Origin of the sequence: Thiocapsa bogorovii, assembly GCF_021228795.1 — a bacterium.
Classification (GTDB): Bacteria; Pseudomonadota; Gammaproteobacteria; order Chromatiales; family Chromatiaceae; genus Thiocapsa; species Thiocapsa bogorovii.
This window is the reverse complement of record NZ_CP089309.1, coordinates 3532876-3548810: the sequence shown is the minus strand read 5'-3', so window position 1 is coordinate 3548810 and position 15935 is coordinate 3532876. Positions and strand designations below refer to the sequence as shown.

Annotated in this window: 10 protein-coding genes; 4 read left to right on the top strand and 6 right to left on the bottom strand. The window is 66.2% G+C overall.

Features of this window, described 5'->3' with window-relative positions; translation table 11 throughout:
* Positions 1–493: 493 nt before the first annotated feature.
* Positions 494–772: a DUF2934 domain-containing protein gene (locus LT988_RS15910; protein WP_232406519.1), complete on the bottom strand. Its 279-nt coding sequence runs from the start codon at positions 770–772 to the stop codon at positions 494–496.
* A 206-nt stretch (positions 773–978) separates the two neighbouring features.
* Here LT988_RS15910 and LT988_RS15905 point away from each other — a divergent pair, with 206 nt between their 5' ends.
* The 4 genes from LT988_RS15905 to LT988_RS15890 all read left to right on the top strand — a co-directional run bounded on the left by LT988_RS15905 (position 979) and on the right by LT988_RS15890 (position 4245).
* The gene (locus LT988_RS15905) at positions 979–1530 is read left to right on the top strand and encodes a DUF2760 domain-containing protein (protein WP_232406518.1); all 552 of its coding nucleotides are present in this window, start codon (positions 979–981) and stop codon (positions 1528–1530) included.
* Complete coding sequence (locus tag LT988_RS15900; protein WP_232406517.1) at positions 1527–3371, top strand: Hsp70 family protein; 1845 nt, start codon at positions 1527–1529, stop codon at positions 3369–3371. Before LT988_RS15905 ends, LT988_RS15900 begins: the two co-directional genes overlap by 4 nt.
* Positions 3372–3520: 149 nt before the next feature.
* Positions 3521–3826 (top strand): type II toxin-antitoxin system Phd/YefM family antitoxin, encoded by a 306-nt coding sequence (locus LT988_RS15895; RefSeq protein ID WP_232406516.1) that lies wholly within the window; start codon positions 3521–3523, stop codon positions 3824–3826.
* The gene (locus tag LT988_RS15890) at positions 3823–4245 is read left to right on the top strand and encodes a type II toxin-antitoxin system VapC family toxin (protein WP_232406515.1); all 423 of its coding nucleotides are present in this window, start codon (positions 3823–3825) and stop codon (positions 4243–4245) included. The genes LT988_RS15895 and LT988_RS15890 overlap by 4 nt, the downstream gene beginning before the upstream one ends.
* 39 nt (positions 4246–4284) lie before the next feature.
* On the opposite strand, the gene mdoH is transcribed toward LT988_RS15890, so the two are convergent.
* The 5 genes from mdoH to LT988_RS15865 form a co-directional block, all read right to left on the bottom strand.
* Positions 4285–6396 carry a glucans biosynthesis glucosyltransferase MdoH gene (mdoH, locus tag LT988_RS15885; protein WP_232406514.1) on the bottom strand — a complete coding sequence of 704 codons (2112 nt, stop codon included), beginning with the start codon at positions 6394–6396 and terminating at the stop codon, positions 4285–4287.
* Complete coding sequence (locus LT988_RS15880; RefSeq protein WP_232406513.1) at positions 6393–7001, bottom strand: hypothetical protein; 609 nt, start codon at positions 6999–7001, stop codon at positions 6393–6395. Before LT988_RS15880 ends, mdoH begins: the two co-directional genes overlap by 4 nt.
* Positions 6986–8551 (bottom strand): glucan biosynthesis protein, encoded by a 1566-nt coding sequence (locus tag LT988_RS15875; protein ID WP_232406512.1) that lies wholly within the window; start codon positions 8549–8551, stop codon positions 6986–6988. Before LT988_RS15875 ends, LT988_RS15880 begins: the two co-directional genes overlap by 16 nt.
* Before the next feature lie 405 nt (positions 8552–8956).
* Positions 8957–12442 carry a GH36-type glycosyl hydrolase domain-containing protein gene (locus tag LT988_RS15870; RefSeq protein WP_232406511.1) on the bottom strand — a complete coding sequence of 1162 codons (3486 nt, stop codon included), beginning with the start codon at positions 12440–12442 and terminating at the stop codon, positions 8957–8959.
* A 164-nt stretch (positions 12443–12606) separates the two neighbouring features.
* A complete protein-coding gene (locus LT988_RS15865) occupies positions 12607–15753 on the bottom strand; it encodes a discoidin domain-containing protein (protein ID WP_232406510.1) in 3147 nt (1048 codons plus the stop codon).
* Between the last annotated feature and the right edge of the window lie 182 nt (positions 15754–15935).

Here is a 15935-nt window from a genome sequence, read left to right as displayed (position 1 = left end):
AAGCTAAGGCTAGCGGAGGCTCCGAAACTGTACAACCCCACACCGAGGGGCTGACAGACTCCGCGAGCGGTCCACAAGCGCGCTTGGCCTGCGAGAGAACGATAATTCGGCGCGCCACGGCGCCAGTCGCACGACCGCCGAAGGACCTTTGCAACGCCGCCCTTGCGGGCGAGATGCGGGGAGGGATGTGGACGGTTTCGCGTCTACATAACTTCTCAGAATAGCGGCTCATTACGCCGGCGGGGCATCAAGGCTAAAGCGACAAAAATTCCTTAGCGATCGATCGACTCGGCGGGACGCGCGAGTTGTCAGGTCAGCTCGATTGCTGAAAGCCGATACAGATCGGTAACCGGGTCATCCTGGCTGGCTTTGATGGGTCGACGAATCCAATGCCGCCGAGCGGATCATTTGACTCAGCATCCTCCGTGAATTGAGCGCCCAATCTCCTGCCCGTCACCCAATCCGCTGACATGCGCTCGGAGCCTGGCGAAGATCACCCGGACAGTCCGCCGCCGAGCTTGAGCGCGTTGCGAATCCCCTCCACCACATCGTCGCGATGCCCTTCACCCTGCTCCGAAGACCCGTCCGTGCGGTCGGCGAGTCTGCCGGCGATGACGGCGTCGATGGCCTGCTCGGCACAGAGCCAGTCGGCATCCGCCCCACCGGGGGCAAAGCCGCGACATTCGGCGAGATAGTAGGCGGCGATCTCGATCATCTTGCGTCGCTCGTGGCTGCTCGGCGCGCGGGACGCCGTACTGTCCGTCGGCTTCATCGATTTGGAACCCCTGGTATCGCCCGATCCGGGCGGTTCGTGATTCGCGGATTATGCCATCGAGCGGCGGTCCGAGAGGCATGCCCGGTTTTGTTGAAATCCACGGTCGAGCGACGGCGAGCGGCGCGGTACCATGCGCATCTCGGGACGGCGTGCGCTCGCCCGCCGTCCGAACTGATTACACCGGCCGTCACGAGGATGCTTCCATGGGCTCAGCAACGCCTTCCTTCTTCCGGAGGGCCCTCATTGCCTTCACCAGCTTCAAACGTATCTTGAAGGATCCTGGCTTCGCCCGCGCCGTCGGGGCGCTCGCCAAGGGCGACGCCGAGCACGCCCTGGCGCGGCCAGCCGCGCCCGCCGCGGTGCCTCCGGCGAGCGCGGCGCCCGATTCGGCTTTGCTCCTGCTCGGATTGCTGCAGAAAGAAGGCCGCTTGGTGGACTTTCTGAAGGAGGACATCAAGGGCGCCTCCGATCAGGAGATCGGCGCCGCCGCACGGATCGTTCATCAGGGTTGTCGAGACGTCCTGAACGCACATCTGAAGATCGCACCGGTGCGCGAGGAACCCGAGGGCAGCCGCGTCACCCTGGCGCCCGGTTTCGACGCCTCGGCGAATCGACCGACCGGCAACGTCGTCGGAGATCCCCCGTTCCAGGGGACGCTGGTGCATCGCGGCTGGCGGGTCACGGAGATGGATCTCCCCAAGACCACCGGCGGACATGACCTGCGCATCCTCGCCGCCGCGGAGGTGGAGCTGTGAGTCACTATCGCTACGCGGTCGGCATCGATCTGGGCACCACCCATTGCGCGCTCTCGTTCGTGGATTCGGACAAGAGCGAGGGCGAGAATATCGTCCAGGGTCTCGTCGCCATCCCGCAGCTCATCGGGCCCGGATCCGTCGAGGCCCGCCCCCTGTTGCCGTCCTCTCTCTACCTGCCGCATCCGGACGAGCTCAAGGCCGCGGATCTGGGCCTACCCTGGCAGACCGACACCACTCGCATTTGCGGCGAGATGGCCCGCAACCAGGGCACAACAACCCCGATCCGTCTGGTCTCGAGCGCCAAGAGCTGGCTCTGTCATCCGGACGTCGACCGCAAGTCCGGGATCCTGCCGGCCGGCGCTCCGGACGAGATCCCGAGGATCTCGCCCTTCGATGCGACGGTGCATTACCTCGCCCATCTGCGCGATGCCTGGAACGGGCAATTTCCATACGATCAGCTCAGCCGTCAGGAGGTCACGGTCACGGTGCCGGCCTCCTTCGACCCGGCCGCGCGCGAGTTGACCGCCGAGGCTGCTCGCGCGATCGGTATCGAGCACCTGGTCCTGCTCGAAGAGCCGCAGGCGGCGCTCTACTCCTGGGTCAACGACACCAAGGGCGCTTGGCGGCATGAGGTGCAGGTCGGCGACATCATCCTGGTCGTGGACGTCGGCGGCGGGACCACGGACCTCTCGCTGATCGCAGTCACCGAGCAAGACGGGGCGCTCGAGCTGACCCGCGTCGCTGTCGGCGAGCACATCCTGCTCGGCGGCGACAACATGGACCTGACCCTCGCGCATCTGTTGAAACAAAAGCTGGCAAAGACCGGCGTGGAGCTGGATCGCTGGCAGCTGCAGGCCCTGACGCACGGCTGCCGCATCGCCAAGGAGTTACTTCTGGCCGATGCCGAACTGGAGAGCATCCCGGTGGTGGTCCCCAGCCGCGGCTCCCGTCTGATCGGCGGCAGCATTCGCACGGAGCTCACCCGAGACGAGGTCCGCTCGACCCTCATCGAGGGTTTCTTCCCTGCGGTCGGCGCGGACAGCCGCCCGGCGAGCCGGGCGCGCGGCGCAATCACCAAGGTCGGTCTTCCTTACGCACAGGATCCGGCCGTCACGCGCCATCTGGCCGCCTTCCTCGGCCGACAGACCGGAGCGACCGAGGACCTACAGGGATTCGTCGCTCAAACACCGGGGGCGAGCTTCCTGCATCCGACCGCCGTTCTCTTCAACGGAGGCGTCTTCAAGGCGCAGGTCCTCCAAGAGCGCGTGCTGGAGGTGCTCAACCAGTGGTTGGCGGCCGAGGATGCACCCCAAGCACGGCTCTTGGATGCACGCGATTTGGACCTGGCCGTGGCCCGCGGTGCGGCTTTCTATGCCCATGTCCGGCGCCACGGCGGGGTGCGGATCCGCGGCGGTACGAGCCACTCGTATTACGTCGGCGTGGAGAGCGCCATGCCGGCCATTCCCGGCATGGAGCCCGAGATCCAGGCGCTCTGCCTCGTGCCTTTCGGACTCGAAGAGGGTTCGGATCCGGTCGCGCCGCCGCAGGAGTTCGGTCTCGTGGTCGGCGAGCCAGTGCGCTTTCGCTTCTTCGGCTCGAGCGTCCGCCGCGAGGACGAGGTCGGCGAGTTGCTCGAGGAGTGGCTCGAAGAGGAGCTCGAGGAGCTCGCCGAGATCCAGACCGTGCTGCCCGCGAAAGATCACAAGAAGGGCGAGGTCGTTGCGGTCCGACTTCAGGCCACGGTGACGGAGGTCGGGACGCTGGAGCTGACGGCAATCCCGGTCGACACACCGGACGAGCATTGGAACGTCGCCTTCAACACGCGTGGGAACGGCGGCTGACCCGGACTCTCGTTGCTTCGGAAACGAATGGCGCACGGCGCGGTCGACGGGACGTCACGAGCGTCGTATGCAAACCCGAAGCGCCGGCTGGCCGGCGGATGAAGGTGATGAATGAAAGGCCATTGACGTCCTTGACAGGATGCCACACGGTGACCACAATCAAGTCATCTTATTACATTGGTGACTACAAAATGTCCGTGTCGGTTCGAGAGCTCAAATCCAGGCTTGCGCATTATCTTGCCGAGGCTCGCACGGGCCAACCCATCGAAATCACGTCGCACCGCCGGGTGATTGCGCGGCTGACAGCCGTTCCGAACGGCGATGAGCAAGGCATCGGCCGACTACTGGTCTCCGGGGCGGCGCAGTGGAGCGGCGGCAAACCAGCGGGCGCCGATATTCGTCTTTCGCCAGATGGGCCCTTGCTCTCGGAGCTGGTCCAAGAAGATCGGGGATGATTTTGTTTTGCGACACATCCGCCGTGGTCAAGCTCTACGTTGCCGAGCCGGACAGCTCCCGGGCGAAGGGCCTCGTCGCGGAGGCAGACGCAGTGGTGGTGTGCCGGATCGCCTGGGCCGAATTTCATGCAGCGGTGGCACGGCGCGCACGTGCAGCCCCGGCTGATCAGGATGCCTTGGAGCTCGCCAAAGCGGACCTAGCCCGGGACTGGCCCCGTTATGTCGTGATGGAGGTCACGCAAAACCTTGTGGTGCGTGCCGGGGAGTTTGCCGATGCCTTCGCATTGCGCGGCTACGATGCAGTGCAATTGGCGGCAGCCCACATCGCCATGGTGCAGTCGGATTTGCCGCTCAGTTTCGCCTGCTTCGACCGGCGTTTGAATCAGGCCGCAAAACTCCTCGGCCTGACCTTGCCCTGAGTCTCGACAGGCACGCCGCTTGCCTTCGCGCCGACTCCGTCAGCTCGGCTGCAGCGATGGAGCCTGTACGGCAACGGGACCCACCGGCGCCGACCACAGCAGCAGATGCAGCTCTTCGAGCCCGTCGCGATGCGAGAGAAGTACGCGCTTTTCAGCCGCGCTCAGGCTGTCCGGCCCCTCGTCCTGGAGCTGAAAGATCAGACCCTCGAGATAATGCCTGCGCCGCCGGTTGGGGATTTCTTCCGGTAAGAGGGAGGCGTGTAGCGCATAGGCGCAGGGATCGATGACGGCGCGATACCAGAGATCGCCGACGATCTCCTCGGAGCCCTGCCCATCCGAGGCGGTATCCGCAGAGCACAGAGCGCTTCCGGTGTTCTTCATCTGCTCGGTCAGCAGCTCGAGCACGCGCGGCGGCTTGTGCTCCTCGGGTGTCAGGAAGAGTCGGAGCGCCTTCGCCCGCTCGCCGGGCCAGACCCGACTCGTCGCCATCGAGACCGGGATCGCGAGCAGGAGTCCCGCCAATACAGGCGTGAACCACCAGAAGAAGGCCGGGACGTAATAATAGGTCAACAGCCCGGCCCCGACCGCCAAGAGGGTTTGACCACCATGGGCGCCCACCGCCTCCGTCAACCCGGTCCCGTGATCGCCCCGCTGTTGCGGCGGCCAACCGACGACCTTGCGCAGCAGGATCGAGGCGACGAACTTGCTCTGAAACAGCATGAGGACAGGCGCATAGAGAACCGACAACAGACTCTCGAGCAGCACGCTGAGCATGGCGCGCGGCAATCCGCCATAGGCTGCGCCCAAGCGCGGGCGCACCGCAAGCAGGACCAGGGCGAACAACTTCGGCAGAAAGAGCATCGCCAGCGTGACCCAGAGGACGGTCGCCATCTCGACGACGTAAGACACGGGCCAGATCGGCAGGAGATAGTCCCCGAAAAAATAGACGGGCACATCCAGGCTGTTCAGATATGCCTGCACGCCCGTGAGCAGCAGAAACAGGAGCCACAGCGGCGAGGCCATGTAGGACATGACACCCATCGCCAGGTGGACCCGATTCAAGGGCCTAAAGCCGCCCGCGAAGACGAGCCGTGCGTGCTGGAGGTTGCCTTGGCACCAGCGTCGGTCGCGCTTGGCATAGTCGATCAAGGTCGGGGGGATCTCTTCGTAACTCCCGCCCAGATCGTCGGCGAGCCAGACCTTCCACCCGGCGCGCCGCAGGAGCGCGGCCTCCACGAAATCATGGCTTAGGATCTCGCCGCCGAACGGCTCGTGCCCGGGAAGCTCGGGCAAGCCGCAATGGGCCGCGAACGCCTCGACCCGGATGATGGCATTGTGTCCCCAGTAGTTGCTCGTATCGCCTTGCCAGTAGCTCAGCCCGGCAACGAAGATGCGGCCGTAGAGGCTGCTGGCGAACTGCAGGACCCGCGCAAACAGCGAGACACGGTTAACCGGGACCGGCGGGACCTGGATCAGCGCGACATCCGGATTGCGCTCCATGCGGGCGACCATCTCCACGAGGGTCTCGCCCGCCATGAGACTGTCTGCGTCGAGCACGATCATGTAGCGATAGCGCCCGCCCCACTGACGACAGAAATCGGCCAGGTTTCCGCTCTTGCGGCTCGTGTTCTCGACGCGGTTGCGATAGAAGACGCGCTCGGGAAGACCCGCCTCGACGGCCCATTTTCGCCATTGCAGTTCTTCTTCGACCCAGATGTCCGGGTCGCGCGTGTCGCTGAGCACGAAGATCTCGAAACCCTCGGCCTGCCCGGTCTCCTGCAGTGATCGGTCGATCGCACGCAAACCGGCGAAGACCCGCTCGGGATCCTCGTTGTAAACCGGCATGACCAGGGCTGTCTTGAAACCCGCTCCGGGCCGAGTCACGGTGGCGCATGCGCTCGGAGGCGGCTCCTGCTCACGGACCAGCAGGCGAATGAAGCCGATAGCGGCGGTCCAGAAGGAGGCGCTGATCCAGAGGATCAAGATGGCGTAGAGCAGCAGCAGCACGAATTCCAGCGGGGTGATGCCGCCCTCTTGAAAGACGCCGCTCAACAGGCTCATGGCGCCGAACGTGGTCAGAAACACTAGGGAAAAGAAGAGGATCCGACGATAGGCGGAGTCGGCACGCCCCTGCGAGGAAACGCCCGTCATATGGATCGTCCGAGATTCGCTCGCCGCCGCTGAACAGATCCGGGAATCGATCCGGAGCGCATCCAGCGCAGCCGGCGTGCAAGCCGTCGGAAGAGACGATAACAACAGGGATCGATGCGTTGGGTCATCATGGACAGAGGTGCCGGGTCCGGGACGGGCGCGAGACTGCTTGCACGAATGCGCTCGCCAACCGACCGAGCTCTGGTTTGATCACCGGGCTGGGGCGTGCGCCCCGACCAGACGCCGACCCACCCACGAATCGCGCCACTCAGAACCACGGCGCGAGCCACCCCCCGCTTCGGTCCGGGGACATCCGAGCCGAGCTCCGCGGCCAACCACTCGTCGAGCAGATCGGAGGCCTCCTCGATGCCCGTTTCGACGGCGCTTGCGACGAGGTTTGTCTCGACCCGATGCTCGAATCGGTCGCGGATCCTCGCCATGAGCAGCTCCAAATCGCGCCGGTCGCTCACCCCGAGCGCCCGCAGATAAAGGGCGACACGCGGCGCAGCCTGCCCCCAGTCGGCCGGCGATGCGGCCGACGGCTCGCTGCCGTCATGCGCGCTATACCGCGCATCGGCGATCCGCGCGCTCACTGCGGAATCCATTCGAAGCTCCAGGTCTCCGAGAGCACATCGCTCCCGTCGTAGAGAAACCCCCGCAGCTCGGCTGAGCGTTCGCGCTCGGGTGTCAGCTCGAAAAAGAGGCGCCAACCGCCCGTCTCTGGATTGTGCTGCGCGATCGGGGGTGACAACTCGCCTGAGGATGTCGTCACGGTCGCCATGACCGGGGTCTCGGGCGGCAACTGCGACAGGGTCTCGCCGACGAAATCCACGACGAACTTGCGTCGATCGGAATCCAGGACGTCCGTGCCGGCGGCGCCGATGCGGGTCGCCAGGGTGCGTCCGCCGGTCAGGCGTGCTTCGGGATCGGCGGAATAGCGCAGACGATAGGCGAATTCCATCTCGTCGCCGGCTTCGACACGGCGCTCCGGCGTCCAGAAGGCAACGATATTGTCGTATCGCTCCGAGGTACTGGGAATCTCGACCAACTCGACCACGCCTTTTCCCCAAGGGCCGATCGGCTCGACCTGCGCGCTCGGACGGTTGTGGTAGTGGGCCTCGAGGTCCTGATAGTGAGCGAAGTCACGGTCGCGTTGCAGCAGACCGAACATCCGCGGGTTCTCGACCTGGAAGGTACTGATGCGAAGACCGAGCGGATTGGTCAGAGGGCGCCAGATGCGCTCGCCCGTTCCGGTCTCGATGATGAGTCCGTCCGAGTCGTGTACCTCGGGGCGAAAGTCATCCATGAACCGCTCGGTGAGCTCCCCGTGCATGAACATGCTCGTCAAGGGCGCAATGCCGACCTTCTCGACCGAGTCCCGGAAATAGAGGTGATTCTTGACGTCCATGGTCGTCTCGAGCCCGGGCTTGATCACGAACCGGTAGGCCCCCGACACGCTCGGACTGTCCATGAGGGCATAGACCGTGATCTCCACGGCGTCCTCGGCAGGCTTTTCGATCCAGAACTCGCGAAACAGCGGAAACTCCTCGCGGGTCGAGAGGCCGGTATCGATCGCCAGGCCGCGCGTCGTGATGCCGTAGTTCAAGTTCTGGGCGACGGCGCGGAAATAGCTGGCGCCGAGGAACACCGCAACCTCGTCGAAAAGATCGTCGCGATTGATGGGGTAGAGCAGCCGCAAGCCTGCGAATCCCAGATCGTGCGGGATCTGCTCGGGGACCGAATTCTTGCCGTAATCGAACAACTCGGTCGAAAACTCGACCGGAGTGACCTTATCCCCGTCGATAATATTGATGGTCACCCGGTCTTGGAACATGAATCCGCGATGAAAGAACTGGACCTGAAACGGCAGCCCGTCGCCGCGCCATAGTGAATGATCCGGTCGAAAACGGATATCGCGAAACCCGTCGTAGTCGAGCGATGCAAAGGCTTCGGGAAGCTCGGGCGCATCCCTTTCGTAGGGTGCCTGCGCCAGCTCGGCAGCACGGCGCACGACGTTCGCAAAGGTGAATGCACCGGGCACGCCCGCATCCTCCGGCGCGGCAGCGGGCTGGGAGAAGGCATCTCCCGCCAGCGTCAGCGCAAAAGCAACGAGCAGGCCGGCGGAGATGCGTTTGAGGTCGCGAGATCGATTCATAGTCGGAAGCGCCAGGTTGTCCAGTAAGAGATGCCGGTCGGGAGATCGAATACGGGGTTGCGAATGGCGGAGTCGTCGATGCCGGACGCGGGGCCCGTACGATCCGGACAACCGACATCGATGGGCTCGGTTTTCGGCCGCGACCGTGCATCGGGATCGTCGAGGATGGATTCGGATCGCTCGCCGCGGACTCGCCGTCGACGCATGGCCACCACGGAAGAGACCGATCGGCCGACCCGCGGTGAGCACCGCGAAGGTGAGTATGACCCTGGCGTTCGACGCGGCATCGATCCGAAGCGAGACGCCCCGGCTCCTTCTCCACTGCCATCAATCAGGTCAATATACACGCACATCTTAAGTGAGCATCGCGTCCGCGTGAAGCCCCCGAAAGAGGCCCGACACAGGTCATCGTCTCTCCGGTCGGGCGCCGAACTCGTCGCCGTGTGCGGCTCCCCCGCCCATGTCGATCTCGATGCGATAGAGATCCGCAGGAGCAGGCAAGACGATACGCGCCGCCCCCACCGAGGTCGTCGCCGCCCGTCCGTCCAGACGGGCGGCGACGACCTCGGTGCCTCCATGCGGATTCGCGACCCGGATGTCGCAACGAGTCGCCCCGTCGGGGAGGCGGTACAGGATCCGAAAACCGGGCCAATCGCTCGGGATACAGGGCCGGATCAGCAACGTGCGGCCCGCCTCGACACGCAGCCCGAGCACCGACTCAAGCGCCGCCCGATAGAGCCAGCCGGCGGAGCCGGTGTACCAGCTCCAGCCGCCGCGCCCGACATGCGGCGCCGCGCCGTAGATGTCGGCCGCCACCACATAGGGCTCGAGCCCGTAGGTGGCCAACCGCTCGGGCGTGCTCGTGTGCCAGACCGGGGTGAGACGTTCGAGCAACGGGGCCGCGCGCGCGTTCTGACCGAGATCAGCAAAGGCCATCACGGCCCAACAGGCCGCGTGGGTGTACTGGCCGCCGTTCTCGCGCACGCCCGGCACATAGCCCTTGATGTACCCCGGATCCTGCGGCGTGTCGACAAAGGGCGGGGTGAGCAGGCGGATGAGACCCCGGTCCTCGTCGATCAGCTCGGCGTGCACGGCAGCCATCGCCTGCTCGGCACGGGTGCGATCGGCCGCGCCCGAGAGCACGGACCAGGCCTGAGCGAGCGAATCGATCCGACATTCGCTGTCGGTGTGCGAGCCGATCGGAATGCCGGCGTCGTCGTAGGCGCGGCGATACCAGGCCCCATCCCACCCGGCGTCTTCGAGTGCCGGGATGAGCGCGTCGCAATAAGCCCCGTAAGCGGCAACGCGCGCAGCATCTCCGCGGCTGGTGCAGATGGGCAGAACATCCTCGAGGATGCGATACAGGAAGAAGCCCATCCAGACGCTCTCCCCGCGCCCGAGTCGCCCGACACGATTCATCCCGTCGTTCCAATCACCCGTCCCCATCAGCGGCAGACCGTGTGCGCCGCGCGTGAGCGAGCGGTCGATCGCCCGACAGCAATGCTCGTAGAGGTCGGCCGACTCGCCGCTGTCTTCGGGCCGAAGGTAGACCTCGTCCTCGCCCGGCGCGAGCAGCGGCGCCGTCAGAAACGGGACGGACTCGTCCAGGATCGCGATGTCGCCCGTCGCGCGGATGTAGTCGGCCGTCACGAAGGGCAGCCAGAGCAGATCGTCCGAGAAGCGGGTGCGCAGCCCCCGTTCCAGAGGCGCGGGATGCCACCAGTGCAGCACGTCGCCCTCGCTGAATTGATGAGCGGCATGCAGCAGGATCTGGGCGCGGGTCAGATCCGGGCGCAGGCCGACCAAGGCGGAGGCATCCTGCAGCTGGTCACGATAGCCGAAGGCACCACCGGACTGATAAAAGGCCGAGCGCGCCCATTGGCGGCAGGCCAGGTTCTGGTAGGTCAGCCAGCCGTTGAGCATGAGATCGATCGCCGCGCTGGGGGTCTCGACCCGGAGCGCGTCGGTCAGGTCGGTCCAGAACCGCGTCACTTCGGCGAGGGCCTCGGCGACCGCATCCGCACGCCGATAGCGTGCGAGCAGGGCGTCCAGCTCCGCCTCGTCGAGACACTCCCCGAGCAGGAAGACGCATTCCGCCGTCTCGCCGGGGGCAAGCCGGATCCTCGACTGCTGCGCGAAACAGGGGGCCGAGCTGGTTCCCTCGGCACCACGGAGGTCGCCACCGCGGAGGTCGGCACCGGAAATAACGGCAGCCGGCGAGACGAGATCGCGATGACGGCCGATAAAGGCGAAGCGATCGCAGGTGAAGCCGACCGCTTCCACAGTACCGCTCGTGACCAGGGTCGCGGCGAAGACGATCGCACCGGCGAAATCGCCCGCGGCCGGATTCACTGCGCGCAGGATGTTGCGCTCCAGGTCGAACCTGGTCTCGATCGTCCCGGGTGCGCTGGGCTGACTGCCCAAGACCAGATGCTGATAGGCGAAGGTCGAGAGCGTGCGCGGGTGAGTCCCTCGATGGGTCAGGCGCATGCGCAGGATACGGACCGGGTCGCGACGCGGCACGAAGAGCGTGACCTCTTGCGCCAGACCCTTGTAATCACAACGAAACGTAGAATAGCCGAAACCATGGCGGACCTCGTAGTCCACCGGCGCCGGGCATGGACCCGGCAGCGGCGACCAGACGTCAAAGCCCCGCGGAGCCTCTGCCGAATCGCCCTCGGTCTCGTCGCGCAGATAGAGCGCCTCCCCGTGCGGATCGCCGACCGGGTCGTTGAACCAAGGCGTCAGGCGATTGGCCTGGCTGTTGCGGCACCAGGTATAGCCCGCACCCGTCTCGCTGACCAGGAACCCGGCACACTCGTTCGCGACCAAGTTGATCCAGGGCTGAGGCGGACGGAGCAGCGCGCTCCCGTGCCAAGGCAGGCGGATCACATAGACACGACCATCCGACGAGAATCCTCCGTGTCCGTTGAAGCATTGCAGGGCTTCGCCGTCCCGGTCGATCGCATCCGTGTCGGCGCATGGCGGCGCCGTCGTCGTCGCGGACTCCTGAGGCTGCGACAACCGCCCCGCCGGGGACCGGGCGTCGCGTCCATCTCGAAAGGGTCGGATCAGATCCAAGGCCGCCTCGCGCCCCTCCGCTGCGCCGGTCAGGAAGAGAATCTCGTCTTCTCCCTCGGGTGCGAGCTCGACGACGACGCGCAAGGCGAGGATCGGATCCAGGACACTGCCGAACCCACCGGACAGGGGCTCCGTGCCGATCAAGGCCGCCGGGGCATGCGGGCTGCCACCGCGCCCGAGGAAGCGCCGACGGTCGGTCTCCCAGCCGGTCACCTGCGCACCCGCAACGGCGTGGACCAGCCAGGGCCATCGCTCCTCGGCGGCACGCGGCCGGCGTCGGGCCAAGAGGGCGCCGGATGCGATGTCGCGATCGGTTTGGACGAACAGCTTGCTGAAGGCCGGGTGGGCGGCGTCCGCGTTCGGATCGTTCAGGACGACCTCCAGATAGCTGGTCACCTCGATACGCCGCGGACGCGCAGATCGGTTGTGCAGGCTGAGACGACGACACTCCAGGTCGACCGCAGCCTCGACGCCGAGGGACAGACGGGTCAGCAGCCCTTCGGTCTCGCGTTCGAGCTCGACGCTTGCATCGGAACCCTCGCCGATCGCGCGACAGCGGTAGAGCGACGCAGCAACACAGGTCGGCTGATAGCCCGCAGACCAGAAATGACCGGAATCGAGATCGCGCAAATACAGGACCGAGCCCAGGTCGTCGATCACGGGATCGGCACGCCCGCGGGTCAGACCGATCCAGTCCCATGAGGACGCACCGCTGCCGACCTCCGAAAACGACACCGCGTAGCGCCCGTTCGTGAGCCGATACTCGACGGGAGGCGCGACCTGCGGTCGGTTGTAGCGATCAGTGTCCATCGTTGAGGTTCCCGACAGGCGTCATCTAAACCCATGAAAAAAATTAAAGTTTAAACCGCGCATCACCGAGATCGAGGACGTCTCCAAAGCCAAACCCAAAACGCAAATGTCGCATGTCGCTCTAGACGCGGTTTAAAGACGAATTCGGTCGGCACAGACGCAGCTCAGGTCACGACGACGCGCGCCGGCAAGGCCCGGATCACTAGCTCGGTCGCCGTGACCTCGTCCGCCGCCTCGCCGCCGTTCACGCGGACCGACCGCGACGCGAGATCGAGCGGCGGTGCGAAGCGGATCCCGCCCGGCGGGATCCGGTCGAGTCCGGAGAGACTCAGCTCGAAGGCATCCCCCGCCCCGCGCCCGAGATGCAGGTCCAGTCGGCCGTACCAGGTCGGCAACCCGGTCACGCTCACCGGGCCCTCATCCAGCCACTCACGCGGAATCCCCGCACAGACCACGAGCGAGCGGTCCGCCTCGCGCTCGTAGGCGAAGAGATCGCGGAAGACCAGGACATACTCGGCACTGATCCAGGCATGCGGCAGGTCACCCTGATGGCCGGGCGCGCGCGGATCACGCCAGATGATCTCGGGCCACTGATGCCAGGCCGGCGGGCGCAGATCGGCGAGGAGGACGCGCAGGACCTCATGGGCCTCGCGTCGGCGGCCGAGTCGGACGAGGGCTCCGACCACGCGGACCTCGTAGGGGCTGTAGTTGGTCCAGTCCACGCATTGATCGTGCATGGCGCGAAAGCGCTTCAGAAGCTCCTCGAAGGTGCGCTGCAAGGCCGCCTCGGGCAGGTGATGGCCCTCGTCGATCAGGGTCAAGGCCACGGCAATCGCAGTCGGGTCGGGGTCGGCCCATTCCACCGAGCCGGGGATGAAGTCGATCCCGTGCTCGGACATGGTGCGCTCGATCGAGGCGTAGAGGGTGCCGCGAAAGTCCTCGCAGAGCGCGGTTAGACGCGCATGCTCGGCATCCTCGCCGAGGACCTCGGCGAGCCAGGCGGCATCCTTGAGCCCGCGCACCGCCCAGAGATCGTCCCAGTAGGCATGCACCGGCTGGGCGAGATACCCCTCGTGGCTCACCGACTCGGGCAGAAGACCGAAACAGGCGCGGCGCTCGGGCGTGCGCTCCGCATCGGTCAACCGACCGGCGCGCAGCTGCTCCAGATAGGCCACCGCACGACACACGGCAGGCCAGAGATCCGCCGCCAGCTGCCGATCACCGGTGAAACGGACCGGCTCGGCGACGGCGAAGATGAATTCGCCGAGACTGTCGTGCTCGGGCAGCCAATCCGGGCCGGTGTGATCGACGCAGCAGGGGACCTCGCCGGCCTCGGTCTGAATCCCTGCGTACCAGCGAATAAAGTCGGCCGACTCGGTCCGGCAGCCCATGCGCAGCACCGCGGCGGACATGACTGCGCCGTCGCGGATCCAGGAGCGGGTGTAGCGACGCGGGCCGGGTTGAAAGGCCGGTCCGTCGCGGTTGATCAGGATGTGGGCGAGCGCCGTCTTGGCGGTCGCGGCGAGGATGCGGGCCGAGGGCGGAAGGTCAAAGGCAACGGCGCCGAGTCGGTGAGACCACTCGCGCACCGCCTCGGCGAATCCGGCGTCCGCATCGAGTCCGTGCCCGAGACGCAGCGCCTCCGCGTCCGACCCCGCGCCGTCCCGAGCGAAAGGAATCGCAATCACGACCTCCTCGACCCCGCCGTGCGAGAGCACCCGATCGAACCGCAGCGCACCCGAGGCGAAGCCGAGCGGGTCGTCCGCCGCTTGGTCCGTCGGCAGCCGGCCGACGGCGAGCCGATCGGTGATCGCACCCTGATCGAAGGTCGCCGCGCCGAATCCGCTCGGCGCGCTCAGCGGGATCACAACCTCGTCCTCGTTCACACGAACCCGCCCGTCGCGATAGGCCAGCCGATGGATCGGACTCACGCCGCCGATGTCGGCATAGCCCTGCCACGGCGGGGAGACCTGGAAGGGGCGCACCGCGACGAAGAGGGTGGCCTCGAGCGGGGTATCGCGCCGATTCTCCAGACGATATCGGGCATAAAGCACCCGCTGCCCGAGAGCACCGGACGCATAGGCGGTGGTCGCGAGGACCAGACCGGGCCCCGCCCCGGTCACCGAGGGGATCGGCAGCTCGCCCTGCTCCAGGGCAGGGACCGGCGCCAGCTCGGCCCAACCGAGCAGACGGTCGTCGATGAACAGGAAGGGCTCGAGCGTCCAGCCGGCGCCCCGGCCCGCGGCGGGACCGACCTCGACCGACCCGTCCTCGTTGAGCAGGGCCGGAATCCCCCCGTCCGGGACATCAACCGCCGTCCAGTAGGTCTGCTCGCGATAGAGCCAACGCGGATAGCGCCCGCGCGGTGCACGCTCGGCCACATGATGGAAGAGCTCGTTCGGGGAGCGCGAAAAGGCATCGGGCTGAAGCTCGATCGATCCGAGCGCCGGATAGACGCCGTCGGGCCCCGGATCGAGCGCAAGCCGCAGATAGCGCGAGGATCCGTTCAGTAGACCGACGAAGCTGCAGGCGCCGCCGGCACGTTCAGCGGTGTAGAGCAGGCGCCAATCCTCCTCGTCCTTCGAGGCCAGCACGCGGAAGGCGCGCTCGCACGCCGAGTCGGGTGCCCCATCGCCCGGCGAGCCGTCCGCGGGTTCGGTCCAGTTCAGGATCAATCCGCCGTACTCGCATTCGCGCCGAAAATCCAGGGTGAGCCATGCCTCGCCGCAACCGCGGCCGGCTCGCCAATCGGTCGCGGACCCGGTGTCGAGGACAGCCGTCGGCGGATGTCCCGGCAGGGCGGCCGATGCCTTGAGTCCGGGCGGCCAAGGGGGTGTGCGGTCTTCCATGCGAAGATCGGCGATACACAGATGGCCTCGACCACCGGACCCTGCGACGATCGCGATCTCGATCGCACCGATCTCGCGCGCAACACCGCCGCCGGCCGGTCCCCAAGCGAAGTCGATGAGACGACTTGGGATCTCGATATCGTGCCAATCGCCGTCGGGCTCGAGCGTCTCCTGCTGGTAGCGCCAGACGTTGGTCCCGCCCGGATCGACCAGCTTCAGCTCGAATCGATTGGACGGCATCTCACCGCGGACGGCGAGCCGCAGACAGTAGGCCGGCGGCAGCGTGAGCCTTGCCGGACGCCGGGCGACGACGAAGCCGCCACCGCCGTGGAAGTCGAAGTCGAGCCGCAGCGCCGATGCGTCGTGACCGGTATCGCACTGCAGCCGGAGCTGCGCCCGTCCCGAGGCGTATGCCTGCCAGCGCGAGGGGTCGACGAAGTCTTCCGGTATCTCGATCGTCATGGGCTGCGGATCCCGCGGGTGGGGGTTGAAGGACGTCGGTTCGGGGGTCGGCGGGATCGCGACGAGGATACCGCGCAACCGATCACGCAACCGGTCAGGCCGTAAGGCTATACTCGCGCCCGGCCAGCGTCATCCGCGACGTTGGGCCAGGGTAGCCGGAAGGGTCGTCGTGCGCTCCGCCG

What these genes read in the sequence shown, in the direction of transcription:
- LT988_RS15865 (WP_232406510.1), bottom strand. Translation starts at nt 15,753, where the DNA reads ATGACGATCGAGATACCGGAAGACTTCGTCGACCCCTCGCGCTGGCAG.
- LT988_RS15890 (WP_232406515.1), top strand. Translation starts at nt 3,823, where the DNA reads ATGATTTTGTTTTGCGACACATCCGCCGTGGTCAAGCTCTACGTTGCC.
- LT988_RS15875 (WP_232406512.1), bottom strand. Translation starts at nt 8,551, where the DNA reads ATGAATCGATCTCGCGACCTCAAACGCATCTCCGCCGGCCTGCTCGTT.
- LT988_RS15905 (WP_232406518.1), top strand. Translation starts at nt 979, where the DNA reads ATGGGCTCAGCAACGCCTTCCTTCTTCCGGAGGGCCCTCATTGCCTTC.
- LT988_RS15870 (WP_232406511.1), bottom strand. Translation starts at nt 12,442, where the DNA reads ATGGACACTGATCGCTACAACCGACCGCAGGTCGCGCCTCCCGTCGAG.
- mdoH (WP_232406514.1), bottom strand. Translation starts at nt 6,396, where the DNA reads ATGACGGGCGTTTCCTCGCAGGGGCGTGCCGACTCCGCCTATCGTCGG.
- LT988_RS15910 (WP_232406519.1), bottom strand. Translation starts at nt 772, where the DNA reads ATGAAGCCGACGGACAGTACGGCGTCCCGCGCGCCGAGCAGCCACGAG.
- LT988_RS15880 (WP_232406513.1), bottom strand. Translation starts at nt 7,001, where the DNA reads ATGGATTCCGCAGTGAGCGCGCGGATCGCCGATGCGCGGTATAGCGCG.